The following is a 21711-nucleotide window of genomic DNA, read 5'->3' as shown; positions in this document are numbered from 1 at the left end:
AACTTATGAGACAGAGAATCTTATTTTTTATTAAAAAATAGTAACTTGCGTAAATTTTATAAGACTCACATCACACTTTACATTGAACAATTCCTAAAATTGACATGCTTATTATAGTTTTATGTCATTACTTACCTGCTGTACTTATATCTGTGGCAAATCGATTCTTCTCCAATCCATCTAAAAAGTGGAGTAACAACCTCACACTGTGTGTTGTCGGCCTACTCTCTTTTTCGATCACTATGGTGGCATTTATCCCTTTTGCCCATCAATATCATAAAAAGCTCACACAACAGGCAGTAGAGGCAATTGAATCTGAGTTTCACAGCAATGTTCAACAGTTAGCTCATTTACTCGATGATGAGTTTTATCTCAAACCGTGTAGCGAACTGATCCACGACTTACGCACCAACATCTTTGGTTTAGGGATGGCAAAAGACATCGCTACATTTGATCAAAATGGCAAGGTACAGTGCACCAGTAGCGAACGTCATCCGTCATTTCGGATTTACTCGACAATACTAAAACGCTTGGGTGATAGCGATGTACACGCCACGCTGTCTTACACGCAGCGAGCGTTGACCAACAACCAAGCATTGATCCTATTTTTCAGTTCGGATAAAGGGCGAGGCATCAGTGTGGTATTTCCAAAACAAGTACTGGAAATGCTGGTGAAGGATATTTTTAGCTTCGGTGACATGAAGTATCGAGTCGATATTATTAATCGAACCGCTGTTGATCTGACTGATGGCAACGCACTACGCAGCGAACAAATCACTTCAGAAATCCTCCCTTTCACGGTCTACTCGACAATTGGTTATGCATTCTATTGGCAATTCTTGGCAAGCAAGTTATGGATTGGACTGCTTGGAATGGCCTGTGCTCTAGTCGTCCATCTGTTTTTTAATTCAAAAAAGGTGGCTAGAAACAGTTTGGAGTTCTCTCTGGCTCAAGCTATCAAAGGACGCAACTTGAGTGTGCATTATCAGCCTATCGTCGACCAACGTGATGGCAGTGTCATCGGTGGCGAGTCTTTAGTGCGCTGGAACGACCCGGTTCAAGGGTTCATTTCTCCTGGTATCTTTATCCCTCTTGCCGAGAAAGTTGGGATGATCGATCAAATCACTTATCTGGTGTTGGATAAAGCGATCAAGATGATCTCAACAAATAAGAAAGCCTTTCATGATCGCTACATTAGCGTTAACGTCAGTCGCTCTTTGATTCTCAGAGATGACTTCATTAAAGAAATCGAGTCTCGCTTGATGTTCAGTTATTTCATTAGTGAACGTTTGGTATTTGAAATTACCGAAGAAGCGATTTTTAACAAAGATGAGTTTTCAATATTGCGTCAACACTTGGACCGACTGGCCTCACTGGGCATTCGTATTGCCGTTGATGATTTTGGTACAGGCTATTCTGGTCTGGATTTTATTGGGCAATACCCATTCGACATCATCAAGATTGATCGCGTCTTCGTAACCAGTTTAGGTAACGGAAAAACAACGCAACCTTTACTCGAGGCGATACACACTCTTTCCCAGACACTGAATATGTCTGTCATTGTGGAAGGTGTCGAAGAGGAGGCGCAATTGTGGGCTCTACATGACCTCGGCTTCTACAACATACAGGGCTTCTACTTTTCAAAACCTATTCCAAAGCCTGAGTTTCTAGACTATTTGGCATTGCACCAACCAGCCGATCTTCAAACTCTCGCGCCTGCGCTTAGCTAAGATTAATCAACCCAATTTTTGGCTGAGCAAGCGGTGCTCAGCCAAAGCTTTCTCCCTCAATACATCGTCAAATTCAGTCGTTAATTACAAATGCATGAATAGCAATTAACCAATTGTTAAACAGACTGCTGAAAGATCTCACTTGTTAATGAAGCACATAAACTAAGTTAAATGGTTGATTTAATGTTCTTTAACTGATTGGTTGATCACGATTTTCATCTGTAAATTGGTGAAGTTGTGCTCAAAAAATCTACCGCACTGTTTTTAGGATAGATAACGCTTCCCCCAACATCTAACCCAAAACAGGTGATTCCTATGACCAAAAAGTTTCTCCGCCTCAGTTCGATAACACTCGGTTTATGCATGAGCTCATTGGCTTTTGCAAATGCTGATTTACCTAACATCAAGATCTTAGCAACCGGCGGCACTATCGCTGGTGCAGGGCAATCCGCCACTGAATCCAACTACACCGCTGGTAAGGTTGGAGTAGAATCACTTATCAACGCAGTGCCTAGCATGACCAAGATTGCCGACATTTCTGGTGAACAGGTGGTCAGTATCGGCTCTCAGGACATGAACGATGAAGTCTGGCTAACGTTAGCCAAGCGTCTGAATGAACTGCTCGCTCAGGACGACGTAGATGGCATTGTGATTACTCATGGTACCGACACCTTAGAAGAGACCGCCTACTTCCTAGATTTAACGGTGAAGAGTGACAAGCCTGTTGTGATCGTAGGTGCAATGCGCCCTTCTACGGCAATGAGTGCTGACGGCCCAGTTAACCTCTACAACGCAGTGGTGACCGCAACGGATGAAGATTCTCAAGGTCGAGGCGTGCTAGTCGCAATGAACGACACCATTTTTGATGCGCGTGACGTAACGAAAACCAACACAACATCAGTCTGCACCTTCCAATCACCGAACTTTGGTCCACTCGGTTACATTCACAACAGCGATGCGAAGTACCAACGCAGCCCAGAGCGCAAACACACCACTGAAACAACCTTCGATGTTTCCAAGCTCGATAAGCTGCCACAAGTCGGAATCGTTTATAACTATGCAAATGCTTCTAACTTACCTGTGAAAGCATTCGTCGATGCGAAGTTTGATGGCATCGTCAGCGCAGGTGTCGGCAATGGTAACCTGTACCACACCGTATTTGATGAGTTAGAAAAGGCGAGTAAAGACGGCATCATGGTTGTTCGTAGCTCTCGCACGCCGACTGGCTCTACTACCTTAGATGCGGAAATTGACGACGATAAATACGGTTTCGTGGCATCTGGTACGTTGAACCCTCAGAAAGCTCGTATTTTGTTGATGCTATCGCTAACACAGACCAAAAATTACCAAGACATCCAGAAGATGTTCCAACATTACTAATCGAACAGTTCACAAGCTTTTCAATGAGTTAAAGCTAAACGCTGGTTAAAAAGAGGAGGCTCAGATGTCTCCTCTTTTGTGCTTGAGCATTGGTAACTTTGCCAAGCAAGGGCGGCTTAGCCAAACAAACGACGCTTCATCCCTGCCCTTTCAAGAATGCGCGTGGTGATCTCTTCCACCGACAAAGACGAAGTGTTGATGTAAGGGATTGCCTCCCGTCTAAACAGCGCTTCTACCGTATCAAGCTCCAACTTACATTGTTCAGTGCTCGCGTATTCGCTGCCTGACAATCGGTTCTCGCGGATCTCATTCAACCGTTCTGGGTTGATGGTTAAACCAAACAACTTGTGGCGATGAATCTCAAACTCCGGTAATAAGCGCATCATCTTGACGTCTTCAGCAATAAACGGGTAGTTCACCACGCGTAAACCAAATTGCATCGCCATGTACAGACTGGTCGGTGTTTTGCCACTGCGTGACACGCCAAGAAGGATAATGTCGGCCTCATCCAAGCCTTTAAGTGTGATGCCGTCATCGTGAGCAAGCGTGTATTCAATCGCTGCGATACGGTCGAAATAGGTGTCCGAATCTTTGCTTACGCTGCGTGAGCGCTGCATCTTCGGCTGTGGCTCCATCTGAATGTCATCTTGCACCTTCTGCACAATGCTCTCCAGCACGTCATAACCGTGAGCTGGCGCTTTGAGTAACATTTCACGAATTTCTGGCACAACAATCGAGAAGAATACCAAGGGCTTAACCCCATCGCGTTGGTAGGAAATCTCGATTTCCCTGATAACATCGGCAACTTTGTCTTCACTTTCGACAAAAGGAAAGGTTTTTTCATTAGGAATGAAGGAAAACTGACCCAAAACAACATGGCCTAATGTCTCACATGTTATGGCCGTTCCGTCAGAAACATAGAATACATCACGACTTTGGCTATTTATTTGCATTTTTGTTTATTTTTTCAAATTCATTTGAGTAGGATGGTTTACATAATATTAATAAATGAGTTTGGCTTGCAATTGCGTGCCCCACAGCTTTGAAAATTCTTCGGAGTTTTTTTAAGTAAACACGTAATCGTTTGCCTTTCATATCAACCACGAAAAGTGTTGAACCATGTTTGCGTCGGAAAATTCGTTTAAGCCCTAGTTGGGAAGTTGTAGTTAACGCCCCTTAGCTGCAATGGCTGTTGTCAGCCCGAAACTGTGTCTTCGATGACATTGACCTGCAAGGATGAACCACCGCTGTTCGAGGTTGGTATTAATCCCCTACAAAGCTGCAATGTTTCTGGAGAAAGACATGCAAAAGAACACCCTCTGGTTCAATGGACTATCCATGGATGATGTCGACAAGGTCGGCGGTAAAAATGCTTCACTTGGCGAAATGGTTTCTAACCTAGCCAATGTTGGTGTATCAGTACCAAACGGTTTTGCGACAACCTCGTATGCGTTTAACCAATTCCTTGACCACGAAGGTTTGGATGAGCGTATTCACCAACTACTTGATGAACTAGACGTTGAGGATGTAGAAGCTCTGCGTAAGACAGGTGCCACCATTCGTCAATGGGTATTAGAAGCCCCGTTCCCTACGGATCTTGAACAAGACATCCGTGATAACTACAAAGAACTGACAGACAATCATCCTGAGATTTCTGTTGCCGTTCGCTCTTCTGCAACTGCAGAGGATCTACCGGATGCGTCATTTGCTGGTCAGCAAGAGACGTTCCTAAACGTAAAAGGCATTGATGCAGTACTAGAAGCAACCAAGCACGTTTACGCTTCTTTGTTCAATGACCGTGCAATTTCATACCGTGTACACCAAGGCTTTAACCACCGCGGCATTTCGCTGTCGGCTGGTATCCAACGCATGGTGCGCTCGGACAAAGCCTCTTCTGGCGTTATGTTTACCCTAGATACGGAATCTGGTTTCGACCAAGTCGTGTTCATCACCTCTTCTTGGGGCTTGGGTGAAATGGTGGTTCAGGGCGCAGTTAACCCTGATGAATTCTACGTTCACAAGCCAATGCTAGAAGCGGGTCAACACCCTATCGTTAAGAAGACCTTTGGCTCTAAGCAGATCAAAATGATCTACTCAGACCGTCAAGAGATCGGTAAGCAAGTTGAGATCATCGACACGTCAGTAGAAGAGCGCAACGCCTTCTCTCTGAATGATGAAGAGATCAAAGAGCTAGCAAAACAAGCGATGATCATCGAAAAGCACTACAAACGTCCTATGGATATTGAGTGGGCAAAAGATGGCATCGACGGCAAGCTTTACATCGTACAGGCACGCCCAGAGACAGTGTGTTCTCAAAGCGAGCAAAACGTGATTGAACGTTACGAGCTAAGCAACAAAGCTGATGTTTTGGTTGAAGGTCGTGCAATTGGTCAGCGTATCGGTAAAGGCCCAGTGCGCTTAGTCGACTCTCTAGACCAAATGTCACTGGTACAAGATGGTGATGTGCTGGTGACAGACATGACTGACCCAGATTGGGAGCCAGTGATGAAGAAGGCATCTGCGATTGTCACAAACCGTGGCGGCCGTACTTGCCACGCAGCGATCATCGCACGTGAGCTTGGTATTCCGGCTATCGTTGGTTGTGGTGATGCCACCAGCAAACTGACGGACGGCGAGACCGTGACTGTGTCTTGTGCAGAAGGTGAAACGGGATATGTTTACCAAGGCGAGCTGGAATTTGAAATCAAGCGCTCAGCGGTCGATGAGCTCCCACTGCTGCCAACCAAAGTGATGATGAACGTTGGCAACCCAGATCGTGCATTCGACTTTGCTCAGATTCCAAACGAAGGTGTGGGTCTTGCGCGTCTTGAATTCATCATCAACAAGATGATTGGTATTCACCCGAAAGCCTTGCTGAACTTTGATGCGCAAAGCGATGAGCTAAAAGCTGAAATCACTGAGCGTATTCGTGGCTACAAAGATCCAATCGATTTCTACGTTAGCAAGCTAACCGAAGGCATTGCGACTATCGCGTCTGCATTCTGGCCAAAACGCGTGATCGTTCGTATGTCAGATTTCAAATCAAACGAATACAGCAACTTAGTCGGCGGTAAAGGTTACGAACCGCACGAAGAGAACCCAATGCTGGGCTTCCGTGGTGCGTCTCGCTACATTTCTCCAGTGTTTGAAGACTGTTTCGAGCTAGAAACTCAAGCAATCAAACGCGTTCGTAACGAGATGGGTCTGAAGAACGTTGAAATTATGATCCCATTCGTACGTACACCGAGCGAAGCGGCATCAGTTATCGACCTACTGGCTAAGTTCGACCTACGTCGTGGCGACCAAGGTCTGAAAGTCATCATGATGTGTGAACTACCGTCAAACGCAGTACTTGCTGAAGAGTTCTTGAAGTACTTCGATGGCTTCTCAATCGGTTCAAACGACATGACTCAGCTTACGCTTGGTCTTGACCGTGACTCTGGTGATGTTGCACACCTATTCGATGAACGTAACCCAGCAGTGAAAGCCATGCTGCAAATGGCCATCGATGCGGCAACCAAAGCGGGCAAATACGTCGGTATCTGTGGCCAAGGTCCATCAGACCACGATGACCTTGCGGAATGGTTGATGGAACAAGGCATCAGCTCTGTTTCACTCAACCCAGATACGGTTATCGATACATGGTTGAAGCTAGGTAAAGTGAGCAAGTAAAACGAGCCTTCCTAACTTGTAATACGAAGCCCTCAAGCTCCTGAGTTTGAGGGCTTTTTGTTTACCTAGCATGTCAAAGCGATGTAAGTTCGTGACCGTCATCCCAAGCTGTGTCTTCCTTTCATTTTCCCTCCCCCCTTTTTCACCTAAAATTAAATCACACCTATTTCATAGAAGAATGGATATATGAAAAAGCCTCTTGCCCTTATCACTGCCTTAACCTTGCTCGCTTCTCCGGCTTATGCCGATTGGGACGACATTTCTAACAGCCTTTCAGACTTAGGGGATGCAGTTTCTGATACGGCTAAAGAGACATGGGACAGCACCAAAGAATTCTCAAAACAAGCATGGGAAGATTTCACTAATTGGTCAGAAGATGCGATCAACACCGCTGGCGAATGGACGGATGCAAGTATTGAAACCAGTAAAGAGTGGATCGACGAAGCCGACAAGAAAATTGATGAGCTGATGGAAGGTGATACGCCAGAAGAAGCTCGCCAAGCGATTGATTTAATGGCAGATAGCACTCTGCTAAAGCTCTTCAATGAGAAACCAGAAGCAAAAGATCTTTACGACAACGCTTACGGCTATGCTGTGTTTGATTCACGCAAACTGTCACTGATGTTCCATACCAACTCCGGCTCTGGTGTTGCAGTCAACAAGTCGACGGATAAGCGCACTTACATGAATATGTTTGGTGCGGGTGTTGCCCTTGGTGTTGGCGGTAAGTTCTACCAACAAGTCGTGCTGTTTGAGAAAGAAAAAGACTTCAACACCTTTGTCGAGGAAGGCTGGGAAGCATCGAGCGAAGCTTCTTTAGTCGCTGGTGAGGATGGCGAAGAAATGACAGCGCAATTCAACAGCGGCGTAGCGGTGTATCAGCTCAACACCACTGGCTTGTTGGTTGATGCGAACGTTTCTGGCTCGAAATACTGGGTCAACAAAGAGCTGACCGATTCGCAGTAATCGCTTAGTGAAAATGATTTATTTTTGGGGAGCACAACGCTCCCCTTTTTGATCTCTTTGGGATAGCCGTCTGTTGCGTTATGCTTATCTCAACCTTTATCGCACGCTCGAATCCCCATGCCTAACGACGCATTCAACACTCAACTTGCAGAAACAATTTCTGCCCTTAACTCACCAAGCTTTACGCCTAAACTCATGCGCGTTATTGCTTCGTTATTGAGTTTTGATTGCGCGGTGATCCTTGGCTACCGCGAAGGCAAACATCCTATCTATCTGTATGATTCGATTGAAAGTGAGCGCGAGCTTTTGTTCCAGCGTTATCTCACCACCTCTTTTCAAAGCGACCCGTTTTACCAGAAGCTCAACGCCAACAAAGAGCAAGGCATTTTTACGCTCAAAGATGTGGTAGGCAAAGACGTCGCCCGTAACGATCTCGATTACCAAGCCTACTGTGAGCAGTTTTACCATCAAACGGGCTGGAAGGACGAACTCAGCATGCTGATCGAAATCGAACCGGCACGTTGGGTGATGCTCTACTTCGGTTTTATGCAAGATGACAAACGCTTCACCAAGCCTCAAGTCACCAAGCTTAAATCTTACTTCACGATTATTCAGTCTTTGTGCCAACAGCACTGGAAACAGACCGAGTTTACACTTGCCGAGCCAGTGTTTAGCCCTAACGCATATTCAGGGCAAATGCGTAAGGCGATTGAATCCGCACTGGCATCGTTTGGCCAAACCGTCCTCACTAAACGAGAACAAGAAATCGCGGCATTGATCGCGCAAGGCTATGACAGCAAAGAGATTGCAACGCAGCTAGATGTGGCAGAGGGCACAGTTAAGAACCACCGTAAACGCATCTACGCACAACTGAATGTGGCGTCGTTAAGTGAGTTCTTTCAGTTGTTTCTCAACCACCTGATCACTCAATCAAGATAACAAACTGTCCCTTTAGGGATATATCTCGATTCCGCATCGCCTTTTAATCTGAATACAACCAAACCAGATAAAGATAAGACGATGACACTGATTGAAGATTTACAAGCTCGCGGTTTGATTGCCCAAGCGAGCGATTTAGACCAAGTTCAACAACTGCTATCTGAGCCACAAACCTTGTACTGCGGTTTCGATCCAACCGCAGGTAGCTTGCACATTGGCCACCTTGTGCCACTGATTATGCTCAAACGTTTTCAAGATGCAGGACACCAAGCCATCGCCCTGATAGGCGGTGCGACAGGTATGATTGGTGACCCGAGCTTTAAAGCCACAGAGCGAAGCTTAAACTCAGAAGAGACCGTAAAGGGTTGGGTACAAGATCTGTCGAATCAAATTCAACAGTTAATGAATAACCAAGTCAGCAAGCCAATAATCATGGTAAACAATGCGGATTGGGTGAAGCAGATTAACGTGATCGACTTCTTCCGTGATGTAGGTAAGCATTTCTCCGTGAATACCATGATCAGCCGAGAGTCGGTTAAGCAACGCTTACAACGTCCAGATCAAGGTATCTCGTTCACCGAGTTCAGTTACGCACTGCTGCAATCTTACGACTTCGCAGAATTAAACCGTCAGTACGGTTGCCGCCTACAAATCGGTGGAAATGACCAATGGGGCAACATTGTTAGCGGCATTGACCTTACTCGCCGTCAGAGTGGTGAGCAGGTCTTCGGTCTAACCCTACCTTTGATCACCAAATCTGACGGCACTAAGTTTGGTAAAACCGAAGGTGGCGCTGTGTGGTTAGATCCAAGTAAGACCTCGCCTTACGCCTTCTACCAATTCTGGTTATCCGCGGAAGATGCCGATGTCTACCACTTCCTGCGCTACTACACCTTCTTGAGTTGCGATGAGATTGCCACGATTGAAGCACAAGACAAAGAGAGCAAAGGCAAACCGCAAGCACAGCGTATCTTAGCAGAACAAATGACGCGTTTTGTCCACGGTGAAGAGGGCTTAGCAAGTGCAGAGCGAATCACTCAAGCGCTATTTAGCGGCAATGTGCAGCAACTCAGTTTGAGCGAGCTAAAACAGTTGGAACTCGATGGCTTACCGAGCATGCAAAGTGCTGAGCAAGACTTGGTAGAACTACTGGTTGAATCGGGCTTAGCCAACTCAAAGCGTATTGCTCGTGAACTGATTGGCAACAATGCCATCAGTGTGAATGGCGAGAAAGTGGATGCAGAAAACCCAAGTTTGAACTTCCCGTTGTTCGATCAATACTGGTTGCTTCAACGCGGTAAAAAGCATTTCTACTTGGTGAAACGCATCGAGGGTTAACGGTTCCCATTTAACAACCTCCGACCTAGCTAGAACAACTAAAACGCGAGCCAAAGTGCTCGCGTTTTTGTTTCCCTATTTTGTGAAGCCAAAAGCTAACTTTAGAGTGGATGCCCGTTATAGTGTTGTTCTTCAAACACAACAAAATATAACAACACAAAACCATGATCAGACACATTCTACTCATCAAATTTAAAGCATCTGCCACCGACGACAAAATCCAACAACTTCGAGAGCTATTTGAAGCCATGCCAACTAAGGTGGAGGGCGTCACCGACGTTGAGTGGGGCTTAAACAACAGCCCCGAAGGAAAGAACAAAGACTACACACACGCCGTGATGATGACGTTTGCCGATGAAGCGGGTCGTCAGAACTACCTACCTCATCCAGAACACGATGCATTGAAAGAGGTATTTAGACCACTGCTTGAAGATATCATCGTGTTTGATTACGAGATTTAGTATCGGCTATTCATTCCGAACCGGTGCGACATGTCATCGTCCATACGACCGCCTTTCCAACCACCCGAACCAAGCAAATTCAGTACATCTTGTGCGGTGTAATCACCACCATCGAAAAAGTCATTCGAAACATCGTCACGCAACGACAAGACTTCCGCTTTCGCCTCTGAACTCAGTTCCTGCGGGTTTACATAAAGCGCTAAAGCGATCTGTTGTTGGCGCTTGCTCAACTCGCTTGTGCTGCTTTTTACTTGCCCGATAGAGAAATACTCGCGGCTGCCATAGCCCTTAATCAATCGGGCGGAGAGCAGCTTGATGACTTTCTTAATTCGACGACGTTGAATGACTCTAAGCACATTAATACCCTATTCTTCTTATAGCAAAATTGACGTTATATTTTGTGCATAACGTTGTGATGCTTTAGAGTGTCACGGTTTAGTACAGTGTTCAATAAGCATGGAGCGCCAGAGTGAAAATCGACGATCTCAAACTGTTCATCAAGGTTGTGGAGTTAGGTAGCTTTACCGCCGCAGCCAATGCGTTGGATTTACCTCGTGCGAATGTCAGCCGACGAATCGGCGATTTAGAGCAATCCCTTGGCGCTCAGCTTTTCCATCGCACCACGCGCAGTTTATCGCTGACCAACAACGGCGAAGCCTATTATGAGAACCTACAAAAAGCGCTGACGATGCTCGACTCGGCGAACGAACAAGTCAGCAACGACACCAACGAGGTCCGCGGTCGAATAAAGCTTGGATTGCTGCCAGAGACCGACGAACTGGTGCGCCCTATTTTGTTCGATTTCCATGATAAGTACCCGCACGTTGAATTGGACATTCGCAACATCAACAATGGCTTCAGAGACATGTTCCAACAAGGCTTAGACATCGCTTTTCATGGTGGTGCACTGTTTGATTCCGACATTGTTGCCCGTAAGCTTTTAACGCTCGACCGTTGTTTAGTCGCTTCTCCCAATTACCTTGAAACACATGGCATGCCAGAGAACTTAGAGCAACTAAAGGAACATCAGTGTGTTTGTTTTCGTTGGCCAAATGGCGAAATAGACAATGTTTGGCACTTCCAAGAGCAAAGTGTGCAGCTTAGTCCAAAACTTATCTCCAATAACATCGGCTTTATTAAGAACGCGACCATCTTAAATCGCGGCATTACCTTTATGCCCAAAGTGTTGGTGAGACGAGAGCTGGAATCCGGCGATTTAGTACAGTTATTGTCACACTATTCTGTCACGGAAGAATCGGGCTGGTTGCTTTACCCACAACCTAAAACGCTAAGCCAAGCGAGTCGTCTACTTATTGACCACCTCACTAATGAAATCCCAAAACTTATTTAGATGAATATATTGTCTCGAATTTTGAGACAGTGAGTCACGCTACTGGGTAATTATCTGAACAGTGTACAATTGTATGATGGCACCAAATTTATGGAGCCATTGTATGAATCGTCTATTCAAAACCACTGCCTTGAGTGCTGCGACACTTACCCTATTTGGTTGTAATCAGAGCCAAGCCACTCTGGAAGAACCGAAATCCTCACGTCCGATTCAAGTGATCGAAGTTTCTGCTGAAAACACTGCATTGAACAAATCTTTTAGCGGCATTGTTCAAGCTAAAGAAAGCGCATCTCTTTCTTTCCGTGTCCCTGGCACCGTTGAGCGCGTTTTGGTGAAGAAAGGCGATCATGTCGAGAAGGGAGAGATCATAGCTACGCTTGATCCTCACGATTACCAAGTTTCTTTGGAAGAACTCCAAGCACGTATGTTAGAAGCAAAGTCCGCGCATAAACTCGCAAGGGCTGAGCTAAAACGCGTGGAGCAAGCGACGGCAGACGACGCGATTGCCAGCGTTAATTTGGATCGTGCCATCAGCGGTTATGAACGCAGCTTATCCGCAGTGAAAGTGGTTGAGAAAAATATCCAACGCGCGGAAGACGCTCTGGCATACACCACACTACGAGCACCATTCACTGGTAACATAGGTGAAATTCGCATTGACGCATTTGAGCAAACTCTGCCAGGAGTGAGTGTTGCTACCATTCAACAAGATGGTCAATGGGAAGTCGATATCGACGTGCCTGAAAACATGATTCGCCAGTTCAGTCTTGGTCAATCTGCGGCACTTTCTTGGTATGCATCGGAACACGCTTATGATGCGAAAGTGACTGAAATTGCGCCGAAAAAGCATCTACTCAAACAAACATATCCTGTCACCCTAGCGATCGACTCGCTTTCGACTGAGTTATTCAATGGCAAAGCAGTGACAGTGACAACTTCATTCCAGCCTAGCCAATCTAGCCATTGCTTCCCGTACTCTGCGATTTTGGGCGAGAAGAAAACGCTTCACGTCAACGTCGTGCGCGATGCGGTTGTTCATACCGAGCCAGTGAGTTTGAAATCTATCGATGCTCATCAAGCTTGCGTGTCTGGCACTTTCCGCCAAGGTGACTATGTCGTGATCAGCGGAACGCATTACCTCAAACCTGGCGACAACACGCCAAACCTAACCATCAAAACGCTATAGGTCTTAACCATGCTCAATTTAGCTGAATTCGCGATAAGACAGCGTACTTTCGTGCTGTTTTTCATCGCCTTAAGTGTGGTGGCGGGTATCTACTCTTACTTCGATTTGGGTAAGTTAGAAGATCCAAGTTTCACCGTAAAAACAGCAGTAGTCGTCACCTTGTATCCGGGGGCGTCAGCCCAAGAGGTTGAACACCAAGTCACGGATACCATTGAAACCAAGCTACAAGAAATGGCCGAGCTTAACCGCCTGCGTTCATTGTCTCGCCCAGGCATGTCGATGGTATTTGTCGACTTAAAGGAAAGCCTCAACTCCAAGGCATTGCCTCAGCAGTGGGACTTGCTGCGCCGCAAAGTAGACGACGTGAAGCTACAGCTACCTTCCACTGCACAAATCAGTATTGTGCAAGATGAATTCTCTGAAGTGTACGGCATGCTTTTCTCTATCCACAGTAACGATGCTGCTCCAGAAGAACTGCGCCGCTATGCAGAAGAGCTTCAACGCCAAATTAAAGCGGTAAAAGGCATCAAAAAGATCGAACTTCACGGTGTACAGCCACGTGTCGTACATATCGATATGCCCGATGAGCGTTTAGCACAGTACGGCCTATCTGTTGCGCAGGTGTGGAACCAGCTCAGCACACAAAACATGACCTTTGAAGCGGGCAAATTCGATGCTGGGACAGAGCGTATTCGCGTCACACAAACCAGTGAATTTCAATCACTAGATGATATTCGTAACTTGGTCATCAAAGGCGGCATGAGTGAGCTAGGTACAGGCTTGATTCGCTTAGGTGATATTGCTGACGTCACCATGGGTTACCAAACGCCGGCGCTGACAGAAAGCCGATTTAACGGTGAAGCTGCGGTGACGCTAGCTGTAAGTCCAGTAGAAGGCATTAACGTAGTGTCATTGGGCGATACCATTCGTGACATTATCCACAACTACGAGCAGACGCTGCCCCTTGGTGTAGATATTTCTACCGTGGCTTATCAGCCTGAAGAAGTACAAAAAGCGATTGATAACTTTGTCGGCAACCTGCTGGAAAGTGTCGCTATTGTATTTGTAGTGCTATTGGTATTCATGGGCTTTAAGAGTGCAACGATTGTTGGTTCTAGCTTGCTGCTAACTATCTTACTCACGCTGATTTACATGAACATCGCAGGCATCGACTTACACCGCGTCTCATTAGGAACCTTCATCCTTGCTCTGGGCATGCTGGTAGACAATGCCATCGTGATCACTGACATGATGATTGTAAAGCTGAGCAAAGACATCGAGCGCACACGTGCTGCTATTGATTCAGTGAAAGAAACCGCAGTGCCACTGCTTGGCGCGACCGTCATTGCAATCATGGGTGCAAGCCCGGTTCTGTTCTCCAAAACCGACTCAGCCGAATTTGCGGGTTCAGTGTTCTACATCGTCGCGTCTTCGCTTCTTTTGTCTTGGTTGGTCGCGATGACCTTCACCGTACTGATGTGTTGGATGTTCATCAAACCAACACCTATCGATGAAAACGCAAAGCCAAGCCGTTACAAGCAGTTGGTGTTTTGGACGGTCGATAATCCAATTAAAGCACTGACAACACTGATTCCGCTGATTTTGGTGACTGCATTTGCCGTGCCTTATGTGGCGGTAAACTTTATCCCACAATCGGATCGCCCTATTGTATTCCTTGATTACTGGCTACCCAATGGCGCCAAGATTGAACAGACCTCGGCTGACATGCGCAAAGTTGAAGAGTGGCTGCTCAAGCAACCTGAAGTAGAAAGTATCTCAAGTTACATGGGCGCAAGTGCACCTCGATTCTCGGTCACTGTAGAACCAGAACCGTTTGATCCTGCATATGGCCAGATCTTGATTAATACCAAAGATTACGCAGGCATCAACAAGCTCGTTGAACGTGGAGACAAATGGTTGCAAAACCAGTTCCCAGATGCAGAGCCACGCTTTAGAGCACTAAAACTGGCGACGTCAGACAAGTACGCGGTAGAAGCTCGCTTCTCCGGTCCAGATGAAGCGGTATTGCACCAGTTGGCGGATCAAGCTAAAGCCATCTTAGCTACTCACCCAGATGCAAAGTACGTTCGTGATGACTGGCGTCAAGAAAGCAAAGTGCTCAAACCCATCATCAACCAAGACAAGATGCGTCAAGCTGGCATTAACCGTACGGACATCGCCTTTGCTTTAAAACGCGCTTCTGATGGCATGCCGCTAGGTCAGATGAACCTTAATGATGAGTTGATTCCAATTCAGCTGCGTGGCACTTCGCAAAACATGGCATCACTAGAAACATTACCCGTGCGTTCGCTACTTGGCATGCACAGTGTGCCTCTCGGGCAAGTGGTTGATGGCTTTGAACTCGTACCGGAACAGAGCATGATTTGGCGTCGAGACCGAGTCAAAACCATCACTGCACAAGCGGGGGTAGCGCGTCACTCGACACCAGCAACAGTAAGAAATGCTGTCAAAGAACAGATTGAAGCGATTCACCTTCCTGCGGGTTACAGCATGGAATGGGGTGGCGAGTTCTACGACGAGCACAAAGCGGTCACAGATATCTTCAAGCAGCTACCGAAAGCAATGTTGATCATGGTGATCATTTTGGTGGCGATGTTTAACGGCTTTAAACAGCCAATCATCATCTTTGCGACTTTGCCATTAGCCGCGACGGGCGCCACCTTTGCGCTACTTGGTTTTGATAAACCATTTGGTTTCATGGCGTTAATTGGTGCAGTAACACTAACGGGGATGATCATTAAAAACGGCATTGTACTGATGGATCAAATCGAGCTTGAACGAGCAAATGGACGCCCGTTGGCAGATGCTATCAAAGAAGCAACCGTTAACCGCACCATGGCGATATCGATGGGTGCTTTGACAACGGCTCTTGGCATGATCCCTTTGCTGTCGGACCTACTGTTCGACCAAATGGCCGCAACTATTATCGGCGGGTTAGCAGCGGCAACCATATTGTCACTGTTCATCATGCCTGCGCTGTATCGCTTGGCATACAAAGACAAACCACAAACGACCCAAACAGACGCTGAAATGAAGGAGGCGTAATCATGAAAAAATTCGTTATTGCGCCACTAGTATTGGCAATGAGTTTATCTGGTTGTGCGGTTGGCCCAGATTATCAAGCACCGACCACCAGCATGGCAGAAACCTATCTGCATGTTGAGCAAGATGGCGCTAGCCAAAATCGTGACAACGAAACCTTTTGGTGGACAGAGTTTAATGACCCAACACTGAATGACTTAGTTCTCGATATGCAAAACCAAAACATCCCGCTTAAGGTAGCGGCAGAGCGTATCAAGATGGCTGACAGCTACAAAACCGTCGTAGAGTCATTCAAAGTACCTACCGTCAATGTAGGTGCAGGTTACTTCAATTACCAACTGAGTAAAAACGACTCACTGCTTGGTCCTGCGCTCAATCCTATTGGCGATTCAGCAGCAGGCTTACCACCACAAATTGGTAACACGACACTGTTGGATAACCAGCATGACGGCGTATTCGCAGGGGCGAGCATCACATGGGAGTTGGACTTATTTGGCCGTATTGACCGTCAGTCCAACGCTGCAAAAATTCGAGTTGAGCAAGCAGAGATTTATCAAAGCGGGCTAACGACTTTGCTTACTGCGGATTTGATTCATAACTACTTGCAGTATCAAGGGGCAAGCGAGCGTCTCGACTTAGCCAAATCGAACCTTGAAGACCAACAAAAAACCATGGCGTTGGTCGAGAAGGTGGTTCGTAGCGGTTATGGCTCGGATCTCGATTTAGCTCAAGCCAAAGCGACACTTGCAGCGATGGAGTCAATCATTCCTCAGTTGGAAATCGCACAGCAAGTTCATAAACACCGGATCGCGGTACTGATTGGTGAGCCGCTGTCGAAAGTCGAGACCAGACTTGCAGACACTCAGGGAGTGCCAGCGATGCATAACATGGTACCAGTGGGCTTGCCTTCTGACTTGTTACAACGTCGTCCTGATATTCGTATTGCAGAACGTGAAATGGCAGCCATCAATGAAGAACTCGCGGCAAGTATAGCCAATCAATATCCGAAGTTCTTCCTAACGGGAGCGCCGGGAGTGTCCGCTTCTAGCTTTGATGATCTATTCAGCAGTGATTCTTTCGGTTGGGTTGGTGCGGCTGGTATCAGTTGGAATATCTTCGATGGTGGTCGCGGCGATGCGCTTGAAGAGATCAACCAAGCTCGTTTTGATGCAGCAACGCTGACTTACCAACATGCCGTAGATTCCGCCTTTGCTGAAGTGGATTCAACCTTGTTTGCATATGGCAGAAGCCAAGAAAACCAGCGTCGAATTGATGATGCACTCGTAGCAACAGACAAAGCCGTGAGTAAAGCCAAGTCGCTCTACCGTGCTGGGTTGATTGACCACTTGTCAGTGCTCGATGCTCAGCGCCAACAACGCATGATGCAAGACAGACAAGTCGCGGCCAAGTTACAAACGGCTCAAGTCACGGTTGCGCTCTACAAGTCGCTGGGTGGTGATTGGACATTAGAGCAATCATCGCTGGGTGAAAGTCAGTAAATTAAGTCACGGTTTTGGGGAGGGGCTAGGTTCACAGGGGACCTCGAACCTGACCTCTCCTCTTTTTTATTAGTGCATAAAGTCGCGCATTAGCTCGCATTATCTATAGTTAAAAGGATTGAAATCAGATAGTAAGGAAGGAACTCCTCATGATGACATTAATCTTTTTGCTGTTGTTAATCGCAATGCTAAGCGCGTTTTTAGGTAAGAAAGCAGTGGGCTACGCCTTCTTTGCTTCCTCAGTGATCATTGGACTGTATTGGTTCAATCATCACGCCACCGATCCTCTTTCAATTTTGCTGTAAAGGGGACTGCACATGAATAGAAACAATCTAGCTTTACTCAACACCCTTGGTCTGCTTGGCATGACTGCCGTGCTATTGATTGGCTTTGTGCTGCAATTTGTTCTGAATGAGCTGCCTTGTCCACTGTGCTTATTGCAACGTATCGGCTTCATTATGATCATGTTTGGTTTCTTATTGAACGTGGTCTATGGCCCGCAATCACGACACTATGGTGTAGTACTGATCGGTGCGCTATACGGTGTGGCAACATCACTGAGACAAGTTTCGTTGCACGTGATTCCTGGTACGCCGGGTTACGGTAGCCCAATCTTTGGGATGCACTATTACACTTGGGCGTTTGTCTTGTTTGTTGCCACAATATTTGCGGTCGCAGTCATCCTCATGCTGACCAATAAAGAAGAGTCATCAGAGCCTTATGAAATGAGTAATCTGGGACGTATCACGTGCCTACTCGCGATCTCTGTCGTGGCACTTAATGTGATTGGCACGTTCGCGGAGTGTGGTCCTTATCAATGTCCAGATAATCCAGAGAGCTACTGGCTGTTTAATTAACAAATCTTTTGAACGAACCAAGAGGAGTCATACAAAGGTTCATGTAACCTTGTATCACTCCTCTTTTCTATTGGTCACAAAAATACGGTTCTCAACACAATCCGACCTAGTTCAAATTCGTCAGTATGCAATTGGATGTCATACAAACATGTCAGTATGTTTAGAGACAAACGTACCGATTAATTCTCTCACATGTTTTTGCCATAACAGGAGTGGTTATGAACTTTGTCGACGGTGTATTACAAGTCGAATCTTTTCTCGCGGTGACCCTTGGGATCGTCGTACTGTTTTTAGGTAGACGCCTAACCCAAGCCAGCAGCTTCTTAAAAGAATTCAGCATCCCAGAGCCCGTTTCTGGGGGCATTCTAGTTTCGGTGTTGTTCGCGATAATTCATTACGTCACGCATATCGATGTTCAATTCGACCTTGCTACCCGTGATCTGCTTTTAGTGTATTTCTTTACCACCATCGGCATTAACGCCAGCCTTCAAGATCTGTTCAAAGGCGGCAAGCCATTATTGATCCTGCTCTCTGTCACTATCGGTTATATGCTAATTCAAAACCTCACGGGCATTGGAATTGCGACGATGTTAGATCAACCAGAAGCAGTTGGCCTGTTGAGCGGCACAGTCTCTCTGATTGGCGGGCACGGCACTGCGATTGCTTGGTCACCTCGAATTGCTGAGATCTTCGACCTTAACACTGCAATGGAAATCGGCATCGCAAGTGCAACATTTGGCTTAATCTTAGCAAGCTTGATGGGCGGCCCGATTGCAAAATACCTGATCAATAAACACAACCTAAAGCCAGCTAAAGTGGAAGAAATGGACGTGGGTACGGCGCAAGATGAGCCCCAACCATCCATCAATGCTTATGATTTTTTAGATGCGATGCTTGCCATTCATGTTTGTATTATCTTAGGTGCAATTTTAAATGAAGGGGTCAGCAGCTTGGGTCTAGAACTGCCGTTGTTTGTGACTTGTTTGTTCGCCGGCATATTGATTTCTAATCTTATTCCAGCCTCTTATCCTCGCCTTACGGGGACACGTTGGCCGGCAAGAAAACCAGCCGTTGCGCTGATTGCAGATATGGCCTTGGGCGCATTTCTAGCAATGTCGTTGATGAGTATGCAGCTATGGGCACTGGTCGATTTAGCTGGACCTATTTTCATTATTCTTGGTGCTCAGTTCATCGTTGCCATTTGTATCGCGATATTTGTGGTGTTCCCATTAATGGGTAAAAACTACGATGCAGCGGTAGTCTGCTCGGGGTTTGGCGGTATTTCACTAGGCTCAACACCAACGGCAATGGCAAACATGTCGGCGGTCGCGCAAAAGTATGGTAATTCACACCAAGCCTTTATCATCGTGCCTTTGGTCTGTGCATTTTTCATCGATTTAGCCAACGCACTGATCATCCCGTACTTCATCACCTGGATTGGATAATTAAGACGCCATCTGGTTAAAAAGAGGTCACTCCGGTGGCCTCTTGCTGTATTCGAGTAAATATTGCTAACACCCTCCCCCTCACTCAGTTGTATAATACGCATCCAGAAATATTTTGTTACGAACTCTGTAACTCTTGAGATGAACATGAACAGCAGCAGATGGGTTGGCCTATCAATCGGCACACTCTTTTTAATTGGCACACTCTTTCTCTTTGGCTCGACGGTCCATGCATCGTGGTACAAGATGCCAATGGAAGCCGTAAACGGCATCGCGTTTACCTTGTCTTTTGGCTTGGGACTGAATCACTTTTTTGCCTACATTTCTGCCTTTGTGACGCTTGCTGCTCTGTTTTATCTTGGTTATGCAATGGGTTACCGTATCCACCAAAAACTCAAGTAGACATCTCAAACTTGAGACTAATTTTACTGATAACCCTTAGCACTTAAGTATTAGTATTTCCTAGATAAATCTGCCGATATCCCACTTTTTATGCGGACATATTGAGATCGGGGCATTTTCCCGAAAACCGTATAGTTTTATGCAACATCGCCTCATAGAATAGTTTATAAAAACGGCAGTAGGTATCGAGCAACTTTATGAAATGCAGTGTCGCTTGCAGACGAGAAAAACGCCCGAAAAAAGCATATGCGCATCGCACTTCTAACTTCATGCGATGCCATTTATTTGTTTCTCACGTTCTCCATTCACACTCACCCCATACGGACTCCTCTCGCTAACTGCCCATTATTTGCTGTTCCTTTGAGACATAACTATGGACAGAACGCAGTTCACCAGAATTTTTACGCGCTACTACATGCGCTCAACAAGTTTGGGGATTCTTATTACCCTATTCGCTTGTGCAATCAGAGGGGTTGATTATGTTGTATACCTTCCTTATGCATTATCCGCGGGAATTTGTTTTACCTACCTCTGGGTGGGCAAAGCATTCGCACTCGAACAAAAACAGCGCTCAGTTGTTATTGCACTGATCCTCGGATATACCCTCACATTTTATTTGTACTACTTCTTAGGCGGACACTTTCTTTTTTCTTCCTTGGTTACAGTCAATATTCTTCTCACTTTGATTGAGTTTGGCGTACTTTGGTCGTCAATCACATACATCCTATCAATGGCTATTTGCTTTAACATTGATTTGATAACCGCGGGTAACGACCCGTTTAAACTACAGGGTTTAAGTGAGTTTTCCATTCGGAGTACGTTTCTGTACTTGTTCAACCTATTTATTTATAAGGGCTTGCGCTCAATTGAAAGTTATTGGCACAGCGCTTGGCAAACGCAATATGAACAAGTTGAAAAACTAGAAAGACTGCTCGAGATAGATGAGCTAACAGGCTGCTACTCTCGCTTCAAAGGCAATCAGTTGATAGAGCAACAGATTCAACGAGCTCAACCGTTCACTTTGCTATATATCGACTTAGATGGCTTTAAAGCCGTGAATGACGAATTTGGTCACGACGCTGGAGACAAAGTACTGCGTATCACTGCGCAACGTATTTTGAACATGCTGCACAACGACCAATTCGCCACAAGAATTGGCGGTGACGAATTCATTCTTTGCTTACCTGAGCTCGAAAATACAAAGGATTTAGAACAGTTTCAGTCTTTGCTACATCAAGCATGCAGTGCACCTATTTTTATCCATTTTCAAAACGTTCACATCGGTTTGAGTGTTGGCGTTGCTCGCTTCCCTTATGAGGGAAGCTCTAGTGACACCTTAATCCAACATGCAGACCAAATGATGTACCTCACTAAAAGATCAAGAACATAGAGTTTTGGCTCATTCTGAGCCGCTTCGAAGCA

At 46.1% G+C, this 21711-nt stretch carries 18 protein-coding genes; 16 read left to right on the top strand and 2 right to left on the bottom strand.

Annotation, left to right across the window (positions count from 1 at the left end; translation table 11 throughout):
• Nucleotides 1-242: 242 nt before the first annotated feature.
• Nucleotides 243-1730 carry an EAL domain-containing protein gene (locus tag KIO97_RS05125; RefSeq protein WP_285381372.1) on the top strand — a complete coding sequence of 496 codons (1488 nt, stop codon included), beginning with the start codon at nucleotides 243-245 and terminating at the stop codon, nucleotides 1728-1730.
• 315 nt (nucleotides 1731-2045) lie between these two features.
• Nucleotides 2046-3110, top strand: coding sequence for an L-asparaginase 2 (gene ansB / locus KIO97_RS05120; RefSeq protein ID WP_285381314.1), 1065 nt, complete (start codon nucleotides 2046-2048; stop codon nucleotides 3108-3110).
• 116 nt (nucleotides 3111-3226) lie between these two features.
• Here ansB and KIO97_RS05115 read toward each other — a convergent pair whose 3' ends face one another.
• Nucleotides 3227-4063, bottom strand: a complete 837-nt coding sequence (locus KIO97_RS05115; RefSeq protein ID WP_285381312.1) for a pyruvate, water dikinase regulatory protein — start codon at nucleotides 4061-4063, stop codon at nucleotides 3227-3229.
• 349 nt (nucleotides 4064-4412) lie between these two features.
• On the opposite strand from KIO97_RS05115, the gene ppsA reads away from it, so the two are divergent.
• The 5 genes from ppsA (at nucleotide 4413) to KIO97_RS05090 (ending at nucleotide 10486) form a co-directional block, all read left to right on the top strand.
• Nucleotides 4413-6782, top strand: a complete 2370-nt coding sequence (gene ppsA, locus KIO97_RS05110) for a phosphoenolpyruvate synthase (RefSeq protein ID WP_285381310.1) — start codon at nucleotides 4413-4415, stop codon at nucleotides 6780-6782.
• A gap of 186 nt (nucleotides 6783-6968) precedes the next feature.
• Nucleotides 6969-7748 (top strand): hypothetical protein, encoded by a 780-nt coding sequence (locus KIO97_RS05105; protein WP_285381308.1) that lies wholly within the window; start codon nucleotides 6969-6971, stop codon nucleotides 7746-7748.
• Nucleotides 7749-7865: 117 nt separating this feature from the next.
• Nucleotides 7866-8687: a LuxR family transcriptional regulator gene (locus KIO97_RS05100; protein WP_285381306.1), complete on the top strand. Its 822-nt coding sequence runs from the start codon at nucleotides 7866-7868 to the stop codon at nucleotides 8685-8687.
• Nucleotides 8688-8768: 81 nt separating this feature from the next.
• On the top strand, nucleotides 8769-10025 hold the full coding sequence (tyrS, locus tag KIO97_RS05095) for a tyrosine--tRNA ligase (protein WP_285381304.1): 1257 nt from the start codon (nucleotides 8769-8771) through the stop codon (nucleotides 10023-10025).
• 164 nt (nucleotides 10026-10189) lie between these two features.
• A complete protein-coding gene (locus tag KIO97_RS05090) occupies nucleotides 10190-10486 on the top strand; it encodes a Dabb family protein (RefSeq protein ID WP_005429602.1) in 297 nt (98 codons plus the stop codon).
• Here the strand turns inward: KIO97_RS05090 and KIO97_RS05085 are convergent.
• Nucleotides 10483-10842: a DUF6559 family protein gene (locus KIO97_RS05085; protein WP_285381302.1), complete on the bottom strand. Its 360-nt coding sequence runs from the start codon at nucleotides 10840-10842 to the stop codon at nucleotides 10483-10485. The genes KIO97_RS05090 and KIO97_RS05085 overlap by 4 nt on opposite strands.
• Nucleotides 10843-10955: 113 nt before the next feature.
• Between KIO97_RS05085 and KIO97_RS05080 the strand changes: the two genes are divergently transcribed.
• The 9 genes from KIO97_RS05080 to KIO97_RS05040 all read left to right on the top strand — a co-directional run bounded on the left by KIO97_RS05080 (nucleotide 10956) and on the right by KIO97_RS05040 (nucleotide 21679).
• Nucleotides 10956-11837 (top strand): LysR family transcriptional regulator, encoded by an 882-nt coding sequence (locus KIO97_RS05080; protein WP_162092415.1) that lies wholly within the window; start codon nucleotides 10956-10958, stop codon nucleotides 11835-11837.
• Nucleotides 11838-11940: 103 nt separating this feature from the next.
• Entirely contained in the window at nucleotides 11941-13023 is a 1083-nt protein-coding gene (locus KIO97_RS05075) for an efflux RND transporter periplasmic adaptor subunit (protein ID WP_285381299.1), read from the top strand.
• A 9-nt stretch (nucleotides 13024-13032) separates the two neighbouring features.
• On the top strand, nucleotides 13033-16089 hold the full coding sequence (locus KIO97_RS05070; protein ID WP_285381297.1) for an efflux RND transporter permease subunit: 3057 nt from the start codon (nucleotides 13033-13035) through the stop codon (nucleotides 16087-16089).
• Between the two features lie 2 nt (nucleotides 16090-16091).
• Nucleotides 16092-17585 (top strand): efflux transporter outer membrane subunit, encoded by a 1494-nt coding sequence (locus tag KIO97_RS05065; RefSeq protein WP_285381295.1) that lies wholly within the window; start codon nucleotides 16092-16094, stop codon nucleotides 17583-17585.
• A 149-nt stretch (nucleotides 17586-17734) separates the two neighbouring features.
• Nucleotides 17735-17890, top strand: a complete 156-nt coding sequence (locus tag KIO97_RS05060) for a DUF5993 family protein (protein WP_005429588.1) — start codon at nucleotides 17735-17737, stop codon at nucleotides 17888-17890.
• 12 nt (nucleotides 17891-17902) lie between these two features.
• The gene (locus KIO97_RS05055) at nucleotides 17903-18442 is read left to right on the top strand and encodes a disulfide bond formation protein B (protein WP_005429586.1); all 540 of its coding nucleotides are present in this window, start codon (nucleotides 17903-17905) and stop codon (nucleotides 18440-18442) included.
• Nucleotides 18443-18660: 218 nt separating this feature from the next.
• A complete protein-coding gene (gene gltS / locus KIO97_RS05050; protein WP_050909130.1) occupies nucleotides 18661-19887 on the top strand; it encodes a sodium/glutamate symporter in 1227 nt (408 codons plus the stop codon).
• Between the two features lie 147 nt (nucleotides 19888-20034).
• Nucleotides 20035-20289, top strand: a complete 255-nt coding sequence (locus KIO97_RS05045; RefSeq protein WP_021018121.1) for a hypothetical protein — start codon at nucleotides 20035-20037, stop codon at nucleotides 20287-20289.
• A gap of 373 nt (nucleotides 20290-20662) precedes the next feature.
• Nucleotides 20663-21679, top strand: coding sequence for a GGDEF domain-containing protein (locus tag KIO97_RS05040; protein ID WP_045374487.1), 1017 nt, complete (start codon nucleotides 20663-20665; stop codon nucleotides 21677-21679).
• Nucleotides 21680-21711 lie beyond the last annotated feature (32 nt).

The sequence above is a fragment of the Vibrio sp. B181a genome, assembly GCF_030248375.1.
GTDB classification, from domain to species: domain Bacteria; phylum Pseudomonadota; class Gammaproteobacteria; order Enterobacterales; family Vibrionaceae; genus Vibrio; species Vibrio campbellii.
The sequence above is the reverse complement of the archived record's forward strand: the minus strand, read 5'-3'. Positions and strand labels throughout refer to the sequence as shown.

What these genes read in the sequence shown, in the direction of transcription:
- KIO97_RS05065 (WP_285381295.1), top strand. Translation starts at nt 16,092, where the DNA reads ATGAAAAAATTCGTTATTGCGCCACTAGTATTGGCAATGAGTTTATCT.
- KIO97_RS05125 (WP_285381372.1), top strand. Translation starts at nt 243, where the DNA reads ATGGTGGCATTTATCCCTTTTGCCCATCAATATCATAAAAAGCTCACA.
- KIO97_RS05090 (WP_005429602.1), top strand. Translation starts at nt 10,190, where the DNA reads ATGATCAGACACATTCTACTCATCAAATTTAAAGCATCTGCCACCGAC.
- KIO97_RS05100 (WP_285381306.1), top strand. Translation starts at nt 7,866, where the DNA reads ATGCCTAACGACGCATTCAACACTCAACTTGCAGAAACAATTTCTGCC.
- KIO97_RS05075 (WP_285381299.1), top strand. Translation starts at nt 11,941, where the DNA reads ATGAATCGTCTATTCAAAACCACTGCCTTGAGTGCTGCGACACTTACC.
- KIO97_RS05055 (WP_005429586.1), top strand. Translation starts at nt 17,903, where the DNA reads ATGAATAGAAACAATCTAGCTTTACTCAACACCCTTGGTCTGCTTGGC.
- ppsA (WP_285381310.1), top strand. Translation starts at nt 4,413, where the DNA reads ATGCAAAAGAACACCCTCTGGTTCAATGGACTATCCATGGATGATGTC.
- KIO97_RS05060 (WP_005429588.1), top strand. Translation starts at nt 17,735, where the DNA reads ATGATGACATTAATCTTTTTGCTGTTGTTAATCGCAATGCTAAGCGCG.
- gltS (WP_050909130.1), top strand. Translation starts at nt 18,661, where the DNA reads ATGAACTTTGTCGACGGTGTATTACAAGTCGAATCTTTTCTCGCGGTG.
- tyrS (WP_285381304.1), top strand. Translation starts at nt 8,769, where the DNA reads ATGACACTGATTGAAGATTTACAAGCTCGCGGTTTGATTGCCCAAGCG.
- ansB (WP_285381314.1), top strand. Translation starts at nt 2,046, where the DNA reads ATGACCAAAAAGTTTCTCCGCCTCAGTTCGATAACACTCGGTTTATGC.
- KIO97_RS05045 (WP_021018121.1), top strand. Translation starts at nt 20,035, where the DNA reads ATGAACAGCAGCAGATGGGTTGGCCTATCAATCGGCACACTCTTTTTA.
- KIO97_RS05105 (WP_285381308.1), top strand. Translation starts at nt 6,969, where the DNA reads ATGAAAAAGCCTCTTGCCCTTATCACTGCCTTAACCTTGCTCGCTTCT.
- KIO97_RS05040 (WP_045374487.1), top strand. Translation starts at nt 20,663, where the DNA reads ATGGACAGAACGCAGTTCACCAGAATTTTTACGCGCTACTACATGCGC.
- KIO97_RS05070 (WP_285381297.1), top strand. Translation starts at nt 13,033, where the DNA reads ATGCTCAATTTAGCTGAATTCGCGATAAGACAGCGTACTTTCGTGCTG.
- KIO97_RS05115 (WP_285381312.1), bottom strand. Translation starts at nt 4,063, where the DNA reads ATGCAAATAAATAGCCAAAGTCGTGATGTATTCTATGTTTCTGACGGA.